14 protein-coding genes are annotated in these 16,922 nt (G+C 70.9%); 4 read left to right on the top strand and 10 right to left on the bottom strand.

From position 1 onward, the window contains the following. Window positions 1-24 precede the first annotated feature (24 nt). Window positions 25-747 carry a DoxX family protein gene (locus AB0K21_RS29090; RefSeq protein ID WP_343979209.1) on the top strand — a complete coding sequence of 241 codons (723 nt, stop codon included), beginning with the start codon at window positions 25-27 and terminating at the stop codon, window positions 745-747. Between the two features lie 125 nt (window positions 748-872). Here the strand turns inward: AB0K21_RS29090 and AB0K21_RS29085 are convergent, their stop codons facing one another. The 5 genes from AB0K21_RS29085 to AB0K21_RS29065 all read right to left on the bottom strand — a co-directional run bounded on the left by AB0K21_RS29085 (window position 873) and on the right by AB0K21_RS29065 (window position 8,507). After that, window positions 873-1,583: a VOC family protein gene (locus AB0K21_RS29085; protein ID WP_343979212.1), complete on the bottom strand. Its 711-nt coding sequence runs from the start codon at window positions 1,581-1,583 to the stop codon at window positions 873-875. A 49-nt stretch (window positions 1,584-1,632) separates the two neighbouring features. Then, window positions 1,633-3,036, bottom strand: a complete 1,404-nt coding sequence (gene sthA / locus AB0K21_RS29080; RefSeq protein ID WP_343979215.1) for a Si-specific NAD(P)(+) transhydrogenase — start codon at window positions 3,034-3,036, stop codon at window positions 1,633-1,635. Window positions 3,037-3,341: 305 nt separating this feature from the next. Next, entirely contained in the window at window positions 3,342-3,587 is a 246-nt protein-coding gene (locus AB0K21_RS29075; RefSeq protein ID WP_343979219.1) for a hypothetical protein, read from the bottom strand. 56 nt (window positions 3,588-3,643) lie between these two features. Next, complete coding sequence (locus AB0K21_RS29070; RefSeq protein WP_343979223.1) at window positions 3,644-4,930, bottom strand: serine/threonine-protein kinase; 1,287 nt, start codon at window positions 4,928-4,930, stop codon at window positions 3,644-3,646. A 37-nt stretch (window positions 4,931-4,967) separates the two neighbouring features. Further along, entirely contained in the window at window positions 4,968-8,507 is a 3,540-nt protein-coding gene (locus tag AB0K21_RS29065; RefSeq protein ID WP_364154895.1) for a WD40 repeat domain-containing serine/threonine protein kinase, read from the bottom strand. Between the two features lie 92 nt (window positions 8,508-8,599). On the opposite strand from AB0K21_RS29065, the gene AB0K21_RS29060 reads away from it, so the two are divergent. Both AB0K21_RS29060 and AB0K21_RS29055 read left to right on the top strand, forming a co-directional pair. Beyond that, entirely contained in the window at window positions 8,600-8,935 is a 336-nt protein-coding gene (locus AB0K21_RS29060) for a hypothetical protein (protein ID WP_343979229.1), read from the top strand. 320 nt (window positions 8,936-9,255) lie between these two features. Beyond that, entirely contained in the window at window positions 9,256-9,411 is a 156-nt protein-coding gene (locus tag AB0K21_RS29055) for a hypothetical protein (protein ID WP_364154892.1), read from the top strand. A 139-nt stretch (window positions 9,412-9,550) separates the two neighbouring features. Here the strand turns inward: AB0K21_RS29055 and AB0K21_RS29050 are convergent, their stop codons facing one another. The 5 genes from AB0K21_RS29050 to AB0K21_RS29030 all read right to left on the bottom strand — a co-directional run bounded on the left by AB0K21_RS29050 (window position 9,551) and on the right by AB0K21_RS29030 (window position 15,433). Continuing rightward, window positions 9,551-10,324 carry an SDR family oxidoreductase gene (locus tag AB0K21_RS29050; protein ID WP_343979235.1) on the bottom strand — a complete coding sequence of 258 codons (774 nt, stop codon included), beginning with the start codon at window positions 10,322-10,324 and terminating at the stop codon, window positions 9,551-9,553. 4 nt (window positions 10,325-10,328) lie between these two features. Further along, a complete protein-coding gene (locus AB0K21_RS29045; protein WP_343979238.1) occupies window positions 10,329-11,189 on the bottom strand; it encodes an RNA polymerase sigma-70 factor in 861 nt (286 codons plus the stop codon). Between the two features lie 200 nt (window positions 11,190-11,389). Continuing rightward, on the bottom strand, window positions 11,390-14,212 hold the full coding sequence (locus AB0K21_RS29040; protein WP_343979241.1) for a vitamin B12-dependent ribonucleotide reductase: 2,823 nt from the start codon (window positions 14,210-14,212) through the stop codon (window positions 11,390-11,392). Between the two features lie 82 nt (window positions 14,213-14,294). After that, window positions 14,295-14,756, bottom strand: coding sequence for a transcriptional regulator NrdR (nrdR, locus tag AB0K21_RS29035; RefSeq protein WP_343979261.1), 462 nt, complete (start codon window positions 14,754-14,756; stop codon window positions 14,295-14,297). A gap of 410 nt (window positions 14,757-15,166) precedes the next feature. Beyond that, window positions 15,167-15,433, bottom strand: a complete 267-nt coding sequence (locus AB0K21_RS29030; RefSeq protein ID WP_364154889.1) for a LysM peptidoglycan-binding domain-containing protein — start codon at window positions 15,431-15,433, stop codon at window positions 15,167-15,169. A 655-nt stretch (window positions 15,434-16,088) separates the two neighbouring features. On the opposite strand from AB0K21_RS29030, the gene lexA reads away from it, so the two are divergent. After that, on the top strand, window positions 16,089-16,799 hold the full coding sequence (gene lexA / locus AB0K21_RS29025; protein WP_343972512.1) for a transcriptional repressor LexA: 711 nt from the start codon (window positions 16,089-16,091) through the stop codon (window positions 16,797-16,799). Window positions 16,800-16,922: the final 123 nt, after the last annotated feature.

Here is a 16,922-nt window from a genome sequence, read left to right as displayed (position 1 = left end):
TGAATCTAACCAGAATGAGGAACCGTGCGACGAACCCTCCATGATCTTGCCTCCCTGGCCGCCAGGCTGGGCGTGGGCGGGATCTTCTTCGCCAACGGCTGGCACAAGCTCGAAGCGGGCCTGACCGCCACCGCCGGGCAGTTCACCACCCTGGGGGCCCCCGCGCCGGGCGTGTGGGCCGCCACCACCATGCTGACGGAGCTCATCGGCGGCGCGCTGCTGGTGGCCGGGCTCGCCGTGCCCGCGTGCGGGCTGCTGCTGTTCGCCGAGGCCCTCGCCGTGTTCGTACTGGCCAGTGGCGAGACGGGCCTGCCGCTCACCGGGGGCGACGCCAAGCTGATCGTGGCACTCGGGGCCGCCTCCATCCTGCTGGCGGTGGGCGGCGCGGGCCGCCTGTCGGTCGACCACATGGTGGTGATCAAGCGCCGTGAGGCCGAGGCCGCCGAGGACTTCGCCGCCGAGACCGAGGCCGACGACGTCATCGCCGCGCTGCGCGAGCCGGAGACCCCTCCGGCGCCCGCCCTGCCCGCCGCCGGGAAGAAGCCCGCCGACACCGGCAAGCCCGCTCCGGCCACCTCCGAGAGCACCGTCGACACCGCGGAGTTCCCGGCCGCCGCCCGTCCGCGTACGCGTACCCGCAAGCCCTCCTCCGGTACCGCACCCGCCGCACCACCAGCGCCGCCCACCTCCGGCAAGGCCGGTGACACCCTCGTGGCGGGCAAGAAGGACGAGCCTTCCGGAACCTGAGCGGACGAATCCCGGAGGCCCGGCCGCCGCACGACCCACCGCGGTCGCGCGGGTGCTGCCTCGACACCATCACCGCCGACGCCGGGAGGCGACCGCGGAACCGCCGGCCTGACACCGGCCGGCCGTCAGTCCCTGCCCTGCCAGGTCGTCACGCACGCCTCGTTGCCCTCCACGTCCGCCAGCACCCAGAAGGAGGGCGCCTCGGCGTCGGACAGCAGCACCCCGCCCGCGGCCAGGGCGGCCTCGATCCGGTGGGGCGCCTCGTCGTGGGGGACCGAGACGTCGAGATGGATCCGGTTGCGCTGCGCCCGGGGCGCGGTCATCCGCTGGAACCAGATCGCCGGCCCCTGCCCGACGGGATCCACGAGCGCGCCCTCGCCACCGGAGGCTCCGGGCTCGTCGTGATAACCCATCACCGCCTTCCAGAACGGGCGGACGGCGGCGATGTCGATCGCGTCGATCGCGATCTCAAGGACCTGGACCGACCGCACCTCCCGGCCGCCCACGTCGGTGCCGGTGTTCAGCCCGAGCTCGGCCACGACCGCGGAGATCCGACCGGCGAGCTCGACCTCGACCGGCGTCACCGCACCGGTGACCGGTGAGCGCAGGGTCAAGACCACCCGGCCGGGGCGGACGTCCATCTCCAGGCTTCGCTCCCCGTCCGCACCGGCCACCGCCACCGCGCGCGCGACGACCTCGACCGCCCGCGCGGGCGATGCCACGGCCACCGACGTGCGCACCACGTCCAGGACGTAGCGCCACCCGAGATCGCCGACGGCGTCGGAGATCTCCCGTCGGCTCAGCCTCTTGTCACCATCCGGAACCTGCTGCGTCATACCACCATGATCGCAGCGCCCCTCCCCTTACGGGACCCCGTCTGCGTGCTCAGAGCTCGAAGCGGGCCACCCGGCGGAGTTTGTTCATCGCGTCCAGGGCGGCGACCTTGTAGGACTCGGCCAGGGTGGGGTAGTTGAAGACGGCGTCGACCAGGTAGTCGATGGTGCCGCCGCAGCCCATGACCGCCTGACCGATGTGGAGCAGTTCGGTGGCGCCGGTGCCGAAGACGTGCACGCCGAGCAGGGCGCGGCTCTCCGGGGAGACCAGGAGCTTGAGCATGCCGTAGGTGTCACCGATGATCTGGCCTCTGGCCAGCTCCCGGTAGCGGGAGACGCCGACCTCGAAGGGGACGTGGGAGGCGGTCAGCTCGTCCTCGGTGTGGCCGATGAAGCTGATCTCGGGGATGGTGTAGATGCCGATCGGCTGCAGGTGGTGGATACCGCGCAGCGGTTCCCCGCAGGCGTGGTGGGCGGCGATGCGGCCCTGCTCCATGGAGGTGGCTGCCAGGGAGGGGAAGCCGATGACGTCGCCGACGGCGTAGATGTGCGGCGCAGTGGTGCGGTAGTGCTCGTCAACCTGGATCCGGCCCCGGGCGTCGGCGGCCAGCTCCGCGTTCTCCAGCGCGAGCTCGTCGGTCATGCCGTGGCGGCCGGCCGAGTACATCACCGTCTCGGCGGGGATCCTCTTGCCGCTCTCCAGCACGGTCAGCGCCCCCCGGGAGCGGCGCTCCACGGCGGCGACGGTCTCGCCGAAGCGGAAGGTCACCGCCAGGTCGCGCAGGTGGTACTTGAGCGCCTCGACGATCTCCAGGTCACAGAAGTCGAGCATCCGGTCGCGGCGCTCCACCACCGTCACCTTGGTGCCCAGCGCGGCGAACATCGAGGCGTACTCGATGCCGATCACCCCGGCCCCGACGACCACCATAGAGTCGGGGATGTCCTGCAGCTTCAGGATGCCGTCCGAGTCGATGATGGTGTGGTCGTCGAACTCCACGGTGTCGGGGCGGGCCGGCCGGGTGCCCGTGGCGACAATGATCTTGTCGGCGGTGACCTTGGTCTCCTGGCCGTGCTCGTCGACGACGCCGACCGTGTGCGGGTCGACGAAGTGGCCCATCCCGCTGAGCATCGCCACGTGGTTGCGCGACAGCTGGCTGCGGATCACGTCGATCTCCCGGCCGATCACATGCTGGGTACGGATGCCCAGGTCGGCCGCGGTGATCTCGTCCTTCACCCGGTAACTCTGGCCGTACATGCCGCGCTGGTTGAGGCCGGTCAGGTGCAGGACGGCCTCACGCAGCGTCTTGGAGGGGATGGTGCCGGTGTTGATGCACACTCCGCCGAGCATGTTGCGCCGCTCGACGAGCGCGACGCGCCGTTCGAGTTTCGCGGCGGCGATCGCAGCCTTCTGCCCACCCGGCCCGGAACCAAGAACGATGACATCAAAATCCCACATAGGGCTCAGTGTGAACGCACGGGGCGATCTCAGCCAGAGTCGCGACTCCCGTGCTCACCGGGGAGGGCACCCCTGACCGTTTCGGACACCGGCGCTGCGGCAGGGAAACGACTCACCTGCCGGATGAACCCGGCGGCCCCTCGCCGGACATGATGAGCGGTCCGGACCGTGGCGGCCTTGTCGACACCGCCGTGAGCCGCCCTCTCCTCCGGCTTCGGCGCACCGGCACCTCGCCCCGTACCGCGTCTTGGGCGAGCGTCTTACCTCGTGGCGGCCTCACGCCGCCACGCCGTTTCGCTACCGCCCTACACCGCCGCCCCCACATGGTCCACGATCGCGGTCGCCCCCTCCTGGCGTGCGCAGTTGGCGCAGCAGAACCAGCGCCGACCGGCCTCGACGCCGTGCCCGACGATGCGGACCCCGCAGTGCTCGCAGATCGGTGCCAGCCGCTGGATCGCGCACTCGAAGCTGTCGAAGACGTGCACCCCGCCCCGGGTGTGCACCTCGAAGCTCATGTCGTAGTCGTTCCCGCAGGTTTCACAGGTCGCCATGTTTCCCCCCGAAAAATCGTGGCTTTCCGGTGCAGTCCTACCCAGGTATCCGCGAGTCAGACAATCCTTCCCGCCGCGATCGCCGCCGCGACCAGCGCGAACACCGCCGAGACGGCCAGCAGCGGGGGGAGCAGCCGGGCGGACCTCTCACGCGCCACGAGACGGGCACGGTTGGCGTCGATCCACTCCTTCAGGCGGGGCCAGGCGTAGGGCAGCGCCTGGTGGACCAGGTACGCCCTGTCTCCCCGGTGCTCGACCAGCCCCGCGAAGCCGTGCAGGACGTCCTCGGACCCGGCGGGGATTCCGGCCTCGCGGGCGACCGCCTGCCCGTCGGCGTCGATGACGACGAGCCTCAGGAACACCGCCGGCACGCGCTCCCGGTCCGCCGGGTCCAGCGCGGCGAACGCCGACTCGGCAAGCGCGCCCAGCCCCGGATCGTCGCAGGCCGTGCGAACCCTGGCCGCCACCTCGGCACCGGCCCGCAGCAGCGGGACCGTCTCGGACCCCGGCGCGTCCGTCCGGGGAACGGCCTGGCCGGCGGCCTGGCCGGCGGCGATCAGGGCGATCAGCAGGTCGCGGGCGGTGGGTCTGGCGCGGGGATCCTTGGCGAGCGCGGCAGCGGCCAGGGGCCGCAGCGGGCGGGGCAGCGGGCTCAGGTCGGGGTCGAGCGAGAGGATCCGGTGCATCACCGCGCCCAGGCTGCCCGCCGCGAACGGATCCTCGCCACTCGCGGCGTACAGCACGATCCCGCCCCAGGCGAACACGTCGGCGGCGGTACCCGCCTCGCCGCCGGTGAACACCTCGGGCGCCGTGTACGACGGCGCGCGTGGCCTGAGCCCGGTGGCGGTCAGCGCGGTTCCCAGGCCTGGGCTCAGCCCGAATCCGAGGACCCCGGGCCCGTCCCTGCCGAGGAACACCTTGTCGGGGGTGAGACCGCGGTGGACGACCCCGGCGTCGTGGAGGGCGGTCAGCGCGACGGCGATCGCCGTCGCGAGGGCATGCAGGTCGTCACCACCGAAGATCTGTCCGGCCCCGCGCAGGCTGGGGCCCTCGACGTACTCGCTGACGATGTACGGCCTGGGCCCGTCCAGATCCGCGTCCAGCACCCCCGCCGTGCAGAACGAGGCCACCCGCCGAGCCGCGGCGGCCTCACGACCGAACCGCTCACGCAACTCCGGATCACTCCCGGCGTCACCGTGCAGCACCTTCACCGCCACACGCCTGCCCACGGCGTCGTACGCCTCGTAGACCACACCCTGACCACCCGCACCCAACCGCCCCGCCAACCGGTAGCCGCCCAACCGCTGCGGATCACCCACGATCAGTTCCCGCGCCACTCTCATGGGGTGTTTGATGCGATCCTCGGATGAAAAGTTTCTTCTAACCGGGGCAAACGTTGCGATAGGGCAGGTCACCCAGGTAGGTGCGCCACTCCTCGCGCGCGAGGGTGCGGCCCGCGCGCTCGCAGACCGCTCGCGCCACCGCCTCCGGCTCGACCGGATACTCGTCCAGGGTGCCGGCCGAGTCGACGACGACCAGCCGGGCCCCGTCGTAGCTGAACGCCAGGGACCGGAACTCACCGCTCTGCGCGGCGATCGGCGGGCCGAGACGGCGTCCGGTCACCACGTCCCACAGCCCCACCGAACGGTCGTTCACCGCGCCGGCGACGACGTCTCCGCGAGGCGAGAAGGCCAGGATCGCCTTCGGGGCCGGTTCGCTCCTGATCAGGTTTCCCACCCGGTTCCTGCTCCGGGTCTCGAACACCGAGATCCGCCCGACGTTGTCGACCGCGGCGAAGCGGGCGCCGTCCTTGTCGAAGGCCAGCGCGGTGGTCGGGATGGTGACGGTGGGCGCGCCGTACGTCTCGCCGAACGGCTCGCCCGTCGAGGCGTCCAGCAGCCGGTGCTCTCCCCCCGCGACCGCCAGTGTCCTGCCGTCGGGGGTGAAGACCAGCCCGTCGACCAACTGCTGAGGCCTTGACCAGCGGAGTCTGCCGCTGGGCAGGTCCCACACGGTGATCTCCCCAACCGAGGCACCCGTCGAATCGAAGTAGAGGGTGTAGGAGGCCACCGCGGTGCCGTCCGCGCTGATCGCCAGGGCGAACACCTGTCCCGCTCTGGTCGTCTCGACGGCGGCGATCCGCTTGGCGGTGGCGACGTCCCATACGGTCAGCCGGGAACTGTCACCACCGGTGTTGGCCACCAGCCGTCCGCCGTCCGCGCTGAAGGCCATCGCGAAGGCGCCGTCGGCGCCTTCGGGCCCGACGTTCAGCGCGCCGGTCCGGGTGCGCCGGCGCACGTCGCGGATGACGATCTCACTTGCCCCCTCGTCCCTGGACGCGAGCAGCCGGCCGTCGGGGCTGAGCGCCGCCCAGTTGGTCCCGGGCCCCTTCAGCGGGGTGGGCCTGGTCAGCGCGCCGACGTCGAGGGTCGTCACCGAGTCCTCGGTGAGGTAGCGCAGCGTCCGCCCGTCCGGATCGAAGGCCACGATGGGCATGAACCCGTCGAGCTTCTGGGTGAGCAGGAGCCTGCCGTCCCCTACCCGCCAGACCCGCAGGGCCGTGTCGGTCACCGCGGCCAGGAAGCGCCCGTCGGGGCTGAAGACCAGGTCTCCCCCGGCACTCCCCTCGAAGAAGCGGTCTAGATCGGCCCCGGTGGACGCGTCGCGCAGTTCGAGCTTCCTGCCCCGGGAGACCGCGACGGTCCCGCCGTCCGGGCTGTAGGCCACCCGCAGTCCGCACCCGTTGCAGCGGGTGCCCAGCGGGATCTTGCGCAGGTCGTCCAGGGTGAAGGCCGCCGGCTCCCCGTCCAGTCCGCCGACGGCGATCCCACGCCCGTCCGCGGTGATGTCGAAGTCGACGCCCGCGGCGGGCGGGTACAGCTTCCTGCCGTCCAGGTGGTTCCAGACCGTGAGTCCCTCCCCCTGGGTCACGATGAGCCAGTCGTCGGACCGGCCGAAGAACGCCCCGGTGTCGCCCCCCGCGTCGCGTCCCTGGACGGCGAGGACCGCGCCGGTCGGCTTGCCGGTCGCCACATCCCAGAGCTTCAGCTTCAGGCCGCTGATCACGGCGAGCAGCCTGCCGCTCGGGCTCAGCGCGATCACGCGCAGGTCGTCACCGATCCCGGTGAGACCGCCGATGCGCCTGCCGGTCCGCACGTCCCAGAGCCGTGCCTCGCCGTCGCTCGCGCTGACGAGCGTGCGCCCGTCGGCGCTCAGCGCCCTGAGGGTGTGTATTCCCGCGGCCGGGTCGTGGAAGGTCGCCGTCTCGCGCTGGGTCAGCGAACCGGTCAGGCTCGCCCTGGCCTCGGGCACCGGTGCCAGCTTCCAGGCCGCCACGCTGAGCAGCATGGCCCTGACCGGCTCGGCGATCCGCAGCGCGTCGGCCGTCGCGGCGAGCCGGGCGGCCGTCGCCTGGTCACGCTGGGAGGCGATGACGGCGCTGCGCGCGTCGGCCACCCTGCTCTGCTGCACGGCGAGCACCCCGGCGACCAGCGCGGCCGTCAGCAGCACGGCCAGCGTGCCGGACAGCACCCGGCTCCGGCGGGCGCGGCGCCGGGTGAGGGCGGCACCCGCCTCCAGGAAGTCCCGCTCGACCGGGCTGAGCGTGATGTTGCGGCGTCCGGTGGCCGCCCAGCGCATGGCGTTCTCCAGGCTGCTGCCCTGGAACAGGTCGCCGTCCCGGTGCCCCTGGGCCTGCCAGCGCCGCGCCGCGGTCAGGATGCCGCGGTGCACGGCCAGACCGTCCCGGTTGGCCTGGACCCACATGCGCAGCCTCGGCCAGGCCTGCGGCAGCGCGGGCCGCGACAGCCAGACCTCCTGGTCGTCGTGGGCGACCAGGTAGGAGAACACCTCCACCAGGCGCCGGACCGCGGCCACCTCGCCCTCCTCGCGCCCGTCGAGGAGCTCGGCCCACCGCGCCTGCCGTACGACCAGCTGGTCGTCGTCGGTCACGGTGACCAGTCGCAGGAAGACCTCGGGGGCGATCTCGCGCTCGGCCGGGCCGAGCGCGACGTAGGCGTCCTCGGCGAGGGTGCCGAGCGCGGGGTCGGCGGAGGCCGCGCGGATCTGGGCCCCGGCGTCGCTGCCCGCCGCCAGCAGCCTCGGTGTGTCGATGGCGCCGTCCCCGCTGACCAGGGCGAGCAGCAGGTCCCTCGCGGTGGGCCGCGCGGCGGGGTCCTTGGCGAGGGAGGCGGCGACGAACGGCCGCAGGTGCTCGGGGAGCATGTCCAGCTGGGGCTGTACCGACAGCACGCGGTGCATGATCCCGCCCAGGCTCTCCGCCCGGAACGGGTCGGCACCCGTCGCGGCGAAGACCATGATCCCGCCCCAGGCGAAGACGTCGACGGCGGCGCTCGCGCGCTGGCCCATGAAGATCTCGGGGGCCATGTAGGTCGGGGTGCCCGCCACCATGCCGGTCGCGGTCAGTGACATGTCCTCGGTGCGGGCGACGCCGAAGTCGATCACGCGGGGACCGTCGGGACCCAGCAGCACGTTGTCGGGCTTGAGGTCGCGGTGGATGACCCCGGCCTCGTGGACGGCGGTCAGCGCGGTGGCGATCGCCGTGGCGAGACGGTGCAGGTCTCCTCCGGTGAAGCGGCGCCCCTCGGCGACGGCCCTGCGCAGGCTGGGGCCCTCGACGTACTCGCTGACGATGTACGGCCTGGGCCCGTCCAGATCCGCGTCCAGCACCCCCGCCGTGCAGAACGAGGCCACCCGCCGAGCCGCGGCGGCCTCACGACCGAACCGCTCACGCAACTCCGGATCACTCCCGGCGTCACCGTGCAGCACCTTCACCGCCACACGCCTGCCCACGGCGTCGTACGCCTCGTAGACCACACCCTGACCACCCGCACCCAACCGCCCCGCCAGCCAGTAACCGCCCAGCCGCTGCGGATCACCGTCGATAAGTGTCGCGCTCAACTCACACTCCGTTCAACGGCAGATTGGACGCCCCCGAGGACGGCGAAGTTCGCGGAGTGCCGAACATTCCGAACATGTCTCGCCCTCCTCGCGTGCACGGTGACGAAACTCTCGCGGCCGGCGTGGCCCGTGGCCCGCTGGGCGGCCTCGACGAGGCCGGGAACACCGACCAGGATGCCTGCTTCCGGCCGGCCGGGGAGGACCGTTCGGAGATCGGAGACGTCACGGGCCGGCCGGTCGCCAGATTAGCCGGGCCCGCACCGGACGTGCCGCGTTCGGCGCGCGTCCGCCGCGAAAAACACGTCGTGCCGTGGCGGCCGGAGATGCCGGCGGCACGGGTCGTGACGATCCCGGCGATCAGCGTCCAACCTCAGGCCGCCGTCACGGTAAGCACATGCCTAGATTCCCTCCGTAGCCAAACCGGTTGATCCAGAGGGCGGGAGCGGACTAGGTTGGCTCGTACGGACTTTCGCGCGTGCCGGGCCCACCAGCCTCGGGCACGCCGGTGTCAGGCGACGCATAGCATGGCGAGCCCGAGGAGGGGAGGAAGATCATTCGACGCGTCAGGATCATCCGGCGGCGGCGCGCACATCGCCCCGCCCGCGCCTCCGGTCTGGATCTGAGATCTCCCTCGGGTCGCCCACTCCCCTATTGACCTGGTCTTTACGGCAGTCTTATGCGGCGATCTGTAGATATTTCATATAACGGAACCATCACGCCGGGGGGCTCAATGAAGAGACTTGTGGTCGTGCCACCATATGTCGCACGGCTCAAGATCAGGGATATTCGTTCCGCGACACGCCGTGGAGTGACCGGCGACGCCAAGGTGGTCGATCTCAGCGCCTACACGGGCCGCAACGTTCTGCGCTTTCCACAGACGAGCGGCCCCACCTCCGCCGCCTGACCACCATCGCGAAAGACCCGCCCGGGCGGGTCTTTCTCCGTTTCCGGCTCCTTTCCGTGCGCGGTCCGGCCGCCGGCCTATTCGCCGCCCGGTGCCTTCCGGGTGCGGAACGGCACGCGCGCGGTGGAGGCCGTCTCGTTCATCGTCCCTCCGATCCCGCCTCGTACCCGCTCCGGCCGGCGGCCGCGGAGACGAAGTCCGCGAAGGTCCCGCGCCCGTCGGGGTGGTCGGGCGCGAGGTGCACTCCGCGCCGGAAGGCGGCGGCGACCCTGCCGGGTACGGGCAGCGGCATGACGAGCCCGCGCCTGCCGGTGACCCGCAGATAGGTCCGCGCCGCTTCGGCCGCGCTCACGATCTCCGGGCCGCCCATGTCGGGCACCCGCCCGGCGGGTGCGCCCAGCGCCAGCTCCACCATCCGCTCGGCGACCTCGGTGACCTCCACCGGCTGGACGTCCGTCCCGGCCGGGACCGGCATGACCTTCGACTTCGCCAGTTTCACCAGCTTGAGCACCACCAGATTGTGGAACTGTGTCGTGCGCAGGATGGTGTACGGCAGTCCCGAGTCCTCGATCAGCTTCTCGACCTCGTGCTTGTGCCGGTAGTACGTGTACGGGTGCCGGTCGACGCCGACGATGGAGATGTAGACCAGATGGGCCTCGGGAGGCGTTGCGGCGATCAGCCGCCGGGCGGCCTCGACGTCCGCCGAGGAGTCGCGCGGGTCGCTCGCGAGGTGGATGACCGTATTGACCCCGCCGAGGGCGGGGCCGAGTCCCGCCCCCGTCGTCAGGTCTCCGATGTGGGGCCCGCGCGTACGGCTCAGCACCCGGGCCGGAAGACCGGCCCTGGCGAGGCGGTCCACAACATGGCGGCCAAGGACTCCCGTACCACCGGTTATCAGAATGTTTTCTGTCATACCCCTACGAACCGGCGACCTCTTTCAAATGTGACAGCTTTTCCGGATTGAGCACGACACGCAGGCCGACGACGGTCTCGGCGGAGACCTCGATCACGAAGATCGCGATGACCTCTCCCCCGTACCGGAAGAGAACCGCGTCCTGACCGTTGACATCGGCATGGGCGAACTCCGCCTGCCCGTACCTGCCGGCGATCCCGGCGAGGTAGCGGACGACCTTATCCCTGCCGGTGATCGGCCGCAGCGCGGCGCGCACCTTGCCGCCACCGTCGGCCCAGACGACCACGTCGTCGGCGAGCAGCCGCTCCAGCCCCGCCAGGTCGCCGCTCGTGGCGGCCGCCAGGAACCGTTCCACGATCCTGCGCCGCTGCTCACCCGGGGCGTCGAACCTCGGGCGCTCACCGACCCCGCGTCGGGCCCTGCCGTACAACTGGCGGCAGTTGGCCTCGGACAGATCGAGCACCTCGGCGATCTCGCGGTAGCCGTAGGAGAACGCCTCCCGCAGCACGAAGACGGCCCGCTCGGCCGGGGTGAGCCGCTCCAGCAGGAGCATGAAGGCGATGGACACCGCGTCGCGCTGCTCGGCGGTCTCCATCGGACCGAGCGCGCCGGTCGGCGCGGGCTCGGGGAGCCAGAAGCCGACGTAGCGCTCGCGGGTGGCGCAGGCGGCGGTCAGCCGGTTGAGGCAGAGGTTGGTGACCACCTTGGCCAGCCAGGCTCCCGGGGAGCCGATGTGCTCACGCTCGGCGCCGCTCCAGCGCAGGTAGGCATCCTGGACGACGTCCTCGGCCTCGGCCGCCGAGCCGAGCATCCGGTAGGCCAGGCCGAACATCCTCGGTCGCTCCGCCTCGAACTCCTCGATCACCCGACCAGGGTGCCAGACGGATCGGAGACCCCCGCCGCCGCCCTCGCACGACCTCGCGCGCGGTCACAGACGGCGGCGGGAGGACGCGGCGGCCATGCCCACCGGTGGCCGGCCCAGCCGTACCCGACGATCCGGGGAGCCGACCTGTCATCGTCGACTCCCCGCATCGATCCGCCATCTCACGTTGGATGGCGCTGGAATCAGCTGCAGCCGCTGGTGGAGCCGCAGCCCTCGCAGACGTAGCAGCTGCCCGCCGGGCGCATCTTGGTGCCGCAGGTCATGCAGAGCGGCGCGTCGGCGGTGCGGCCCTGGTGGGACTCCAGGGAGCCGGCCACCCGGGGGGTCTCCACCGGCACCGCTTCGGCTCGGCTCTGGAGCTCCTCGATGGGAGCCGAGGTGGCGAGCTCGGCGATGACCTCGTCGGCGTGGATCGGGGCCGGGTCCTCACCACGCTGCTGGGCGGCGCGCTCGGAGGCGGAGAAGATACCGAGGGCGGCGCGGTCCTCGTAGGGCAGGTGGTCCAGGGCCAGGCGGCGGAAGATGTAGTCCATCACCGAGGCCGCCATCCGGATGTCCGGGTCGTCGGTCATGCCGGCCGGGTCGAAGCGCATGTTGACGAACTTGCCGACGTAGGTCTCCAGCGGCACCCCGTACTGCAGGCCGATGGAGATGGCCACCGAGAAGGCGTCCATGACGCCCGCGAGGGTCGAGCCCTGCTTGGACATCTTCAGGAAGACCTCGCCGAGGCCGTCGTCGGGGTAGGAGGAGGCGGTCATGTAGCCCTTGGCGCCGCCCACGGTGAAGCGGGTGGTGGTGCTGGGACGCTGGTTCGGCATCCGGCGACGGGTCGGGCGGCTGATCTCCACGACCTGGATCTCCGGCTCGGCGACGGCCTCCTTCGCCTCGGTCTTCCTGCCGGCGGCCGAGAGGGGCTGGCCGACCTTGCAGTTGTCGCGATAGACCGCGAGGGCTTTCAGGCCGAGCTTCCAGCCCTCCATGTAGACCTGCTCGATGTCCTCGATGGTGGCGGACTCGGGGAGGTTGACGGTCTTGGAGATGGCGCCGGACAGGAACGGCTGGGCCGCGGCCATCATCCGGACGTGCCCCATGGGTGCGATCGCGCGCTCGCCCATGGCGCAGTCGAACACCTCGTAGTGCTCGCGACGCAGGCCGGGGGCGTCGACGACGTGGCCGTGCTCGGCGATGAACTCGACGATCGCCTCGATCTGCTCCTCCTGGTAGCCCAGTTGCCGGAGCGCGCGCGGGATCGTCTGGTTGACGATCTGCATGGAACCGCCGCCGACGAGCTTCTTGAACTTGACCAGGGCGAGGTCGGGCTCGATGCCGGTGGTGTCGCAGTCCATCATCAGGCCGATGGTCCCGGTGGGCGCGAGCAGCGAGGCCTGGGCGTTGCGGTAGCCGTTCTTCTCACCGAGCCTGAGGCACTCGGCCCACTGCTTGGAGGCCTCGTGGTGGATGTCGCCGTCCATCTTCTCGAACGTGCGCAGGGCCTCGTTGGCGTCGTTGTGCTTGCGCATGACCCGCTTGTGCGCGTCGGCGTTGCGGGCGTAGCCGTCGTACGGGCCCACGACCGCGGCCAGTTCCGCGCTGCGGCGGTAGGAGGCGCCGGTCATCAGCGAGGTGATGGCTCCGGCCAGGGCGCGGCCGCCCTCGGAGTCGTAGGCGTGGCCGGTGGCCATGAGCAGCGCGCCGAGGTTGGCGTAGCCGATGCCGAGCTGGCGGTAGGCACGGGTGGTCTCGCCGATCTTCTCGGTCGGGAAGTCGGCGAAGGTGATGGAGACGTCCATCGCGGTGATGATCAGCTCGGTGATCTTCACGAAGTTCGCGATGTCGAAGGTGTCGTCGTCCCTCAGGAACTTCAGCAGGTTGATGCTCGCCAGGTTGCACGAGGAGTTGTCCAGGTGCAGGTACTCCGAGCAGGGGTTGCTGGCGGTGATGCGGCCCGTCTCGGGGCTGGTGTGCCAGTCGTTGATCGTGTCGTCGTACTGGACGCCGGGGTCGGCGCACTCCCACGCGGCCTTGCCCATCTTGCGGAACAGGCTCCTGGCGTCGATCTTCTCGATGACCTCACCGGTGAGCCGGGCACGCAGGCCGAACTCCTCGCCCTTCTCCACCGCGCGCATGAACTCGTCGGAGACGCGCACGGAGTTGTTGGCGTTCTGGTACTGGACGGAGACGATGTCCTTGCCGCCCAGGTCCATGTCGAACCCGGCGTCACGGAGGGCGCGGATCTTGTCCTCCTCGCGCGCCTTGGTCTCGACGAACTCCTCGATGTCGGGGTGGTCGACGTCGAGGACCACCATCTTGGCGGCACGGCGGGTGGCGCCGCCGGACTTGATGGTGCCCGCGGAGGCGTCCGCTCCGCGCATGAAGGAGACCGGGCCGCTGGCGGTGCCGCCGCTGGAGAGAAGCTCCTTGGAGGAACGGATCCTGGAGAGGTTGACGCCGGAACCGGAACCGCCCTTGAAGATCACACCCTCTTCCTTGTACCAGTCGAGGATCGACTCCATCTGGTCGTCGACGGCCAGGATGAAGCAGGCGCTGACCTGCTGCGGCGACGCCGTGCCGACGTTGAACCAGACGGGGGAGTTGAAGCTGAAGACCTGGTTGACCAGAGCGTGCTTGAGCTCGTGGTCGAAGATCTCCACGTCCTCCTCGGCGGCGAAGTAGCCGTGCTCGACCGCCGTACGGGTGTAGACGCCCACCACCCGGTCGATCAGCTGCTTGAGGCTCCACTCCCGCTGCGGGGTGCCGACCGCGCCGCGGAAGTACTTGGTGGTCACGATGTTGGCGGCGTTGACCGACCACGACTCGGGGAACTCGACGCCACGCTGCTCGAAGTTGACCGAGCCGTCGCGCCAGTTGGTCATGACGACGTCGCGGCGCTCCCAGGACAGCTCGTCATAGGGGTGCACGCCTGGGGTGGTGAAGATGCGCTTCATCCTCAGGCCCTTGCGCGGCCGCTTGCTCCCACGTGCCACCGCGCCGGCGGTCTCCGTCATGACTTCCCCCTCCTGGGGCTCCGCGAGCCCTCATATCGGACCACACCAACACGCCGCTCACCCCCGGCGCCCGGGGTCTTTCTCAGTCTTGCTCGCTGGAGCGCCCCGCCCGGAGCTGCTCGATCTCCGCCTCGAAGTCGGCCAGGGTCTCGAATCCCCGGTAGACGGAGGCGAACCGCAGGTACGCCACCTCGTCCAGTTCGCGAAGTGGCCCCAGGATCGCCAGCCCGACCTCGTGGGCCGCGATCTCGGCGCATCCGGTGGCCCGGATGCTCTCCTCGACCCGCTGGCCCAACTGCGCCAGGGAGTCCTCTCCGACGGGGCGCCCCTGGCAGGCCCGCCGGACCCCGGCGATCACCTTGTCCCTGAAGAACGGCTCCGTCACGCCACTGCGCTTGCTCACCATGAGCAGGACCGTCTCCTGCGTGGTGAACCTGCGCCCGCACTCCGGACATGTGCGCCTGCGGCGGATGGCGCCGCCGTCCTCGGTCGCCCTGCTGTCGATGACTCGCGTGTCCGGATGACGACAGAACGGACAGTGCACGCGCGTCGCCTCCTTGAGCTGCGAGAGTGGCTCACCCACCTCACCTGCCCCATGGCGCGCATGACGAGACGCTCGCGCACGCCCCTCGAATAGTCGAGAGGCGGTAATGGAAACACAATCTGTGGTGAAGTGTTGCGGTGCAGCCACTAGATGTTGTGGTCTAACGGTAGAAGTGCGCGACCATGAACGCAAGTTGAAAGGCCCTCGCCACACGAAGTCGCTGATCAGCCGTCACGTCTCGGCGTGTCGCCCCTCGGGCGACGCCCTCCCGCCTCACGCGCCCCTTCCCTCACACGCGCCCCAGACGATATGTCAGGCAGGACCCCTGTCGAACCCTCCCGTACGGCTCGCCCACGCCTTCCCCGAACCCGGCCGGCCAATCCCACGCGCCCCACGGAGCACGCCCCTTCTCAGCGGATGAGGCCCTCGGGGAGGTAGAGCCGGGTTCCGGGCCGGACCTCGGAGCCGGCCAGCCCGTTGAGGTCCATGATGCGGCGGACCGTCCGACCGGCGTCGCCCTCCGGCGCCAGTGCGTCCGCGATCTCCCACAGCGTGTCGCCCGCGTGCACCGTGATCCGGGACAGGCCCTCATGACCTGTCCGCTCGCCCGCCAGGGCCGTGTCGATGCGCCCGCCGAGCCAGAGCGCCCCCAGGGTGAACAGCACGAGCACCGTCACCGCCACGATCCTCCCACGCCGGGTGAGCCGGAGCGGCCGCCCGGCGGTCCGGGGCCGGGCGGCACCCGGGCGGCGGACGCCCGCACGAACCGCTCCCGCCCCAGGCGCCCGCCCCTGCGCCCCCCGGCCAAGCCCCTGACGGGGTCCCTGCCGAGGCCCCTGCCCTCGCCTCCGCCTCACTTCACGCCCGAGTCCCGACGTCGGCTCGCACCCGGCCTCCGGCTCCCGCGGCCGCCCGGCCGCCCGCTCGCGTCCGGGCCGCCCCGGCCCCCTTCCGCCTTCCGGGCTCCGCCCCGCCCCGGCCCCCCTGCCGGATTCCGGCGCGGGAGCGGGCTCCGATCTCGGTGGCGGCACGAGGCGAAGCAGCGGTGCCCCCGGCGATCGCCGCGCGGTCCGGGATCTCGGCACGGTCATGGATCGTGGTGTCGTCGCGGTCGGTTTCACGGTGGCCCCCATCCCCTCGACCTGGCCGAACACATGTCGAAGAAAGATCGGCGAATCGAACACGATGTCGATCGAACTCCCGTACGATGTTGTACACCACGGCGTCGCCGATATCGAGGACATTCGAACAATTGTTTGAATATGATCTTCGGCCGTTGTATGGTCGCTGTGTGCGACACATCAGATACAGACCGGGAGGCGAGGAGTTCGTATGAGCCAGCACAACGAGAACGGTTCGGCCGCCAGCGACCTGGCGGTGCGAAGGCGTGACTCCCTTGGCCTCACCCCCAGGCAGCGGAAGATCCTTGAGGTGATCCGCGACTCCGTGCAGCAGCGCGGTTATCCGCCGTCCATGCGGGAGATCGGTGAGGCGGTGCAGCTCACCAGCACCTCCAGCGTGTCGCACCAGTTGACGGCTTTGCAGCGCAAGGGCTACCTGCGGCGTGACCCGCACCGCCCCCGTGCTCTGGAGGTGCGCCTGCCCGGGGAGCCCGTGCTGTGGGTGGATCCCGACTCCGGCGAGGACGAGACCCCGGTCAGCCGCCCGACCGCCGCCTACGTGCCACTTGTCGGCCGGATCGCCGCCGGTGGTCCGATCCTCGCCGAGGAGAGCATCGAGGACGTCTTCGCCCTGCCCAAGCAGCTCGTCGGCGAGGGCACGCTCTTCCTCCTCCAGGTGACCGGAGACTCGATGATCGAGGCCGCCATCGCCAACGGCGACTGGGTGGTCGTACGCCAGCAGCCGGTGGCCGACAACGGTGACGTGGTCGCGGCGATGATCGACGGCGAGGCCACGGTCAAGACCTTCAAGCGCAGGGACGGCCACGTCTGGCTGGTCCCGCACAACCCCAACTACGACCCGATCCCGGGTGACGAGGCCACCGTGCTCGGCAAGGTCGTGGCGGTCCTCCGCAAGCTCTGAGGCACGCGCCCAAGAACGCACGACACGCCGGGGGGGGGGGGGCCGCCCCGGGCGGGGGGGGGGGGGGGGGGGGGGGGGGTGGTGGTTGTGGGGGTGGGAGTAAAGTCGCCCCGCGGCGCGGCT

The organism is Streptosporangium sp. NPDC049248, from assembly GCF_040678965.1.
Lineage (GTDB): Bacteria > Actinomycetota > Actinomycetes > Streptosporangiales > Streptosporangiaceae > Streptosporangium > Streptosporangium fukuiense.
Note: the sequence above shows the minus strand (reverse complement) of the source record. Positions and strands in the feature narration are given on the sequence as shown.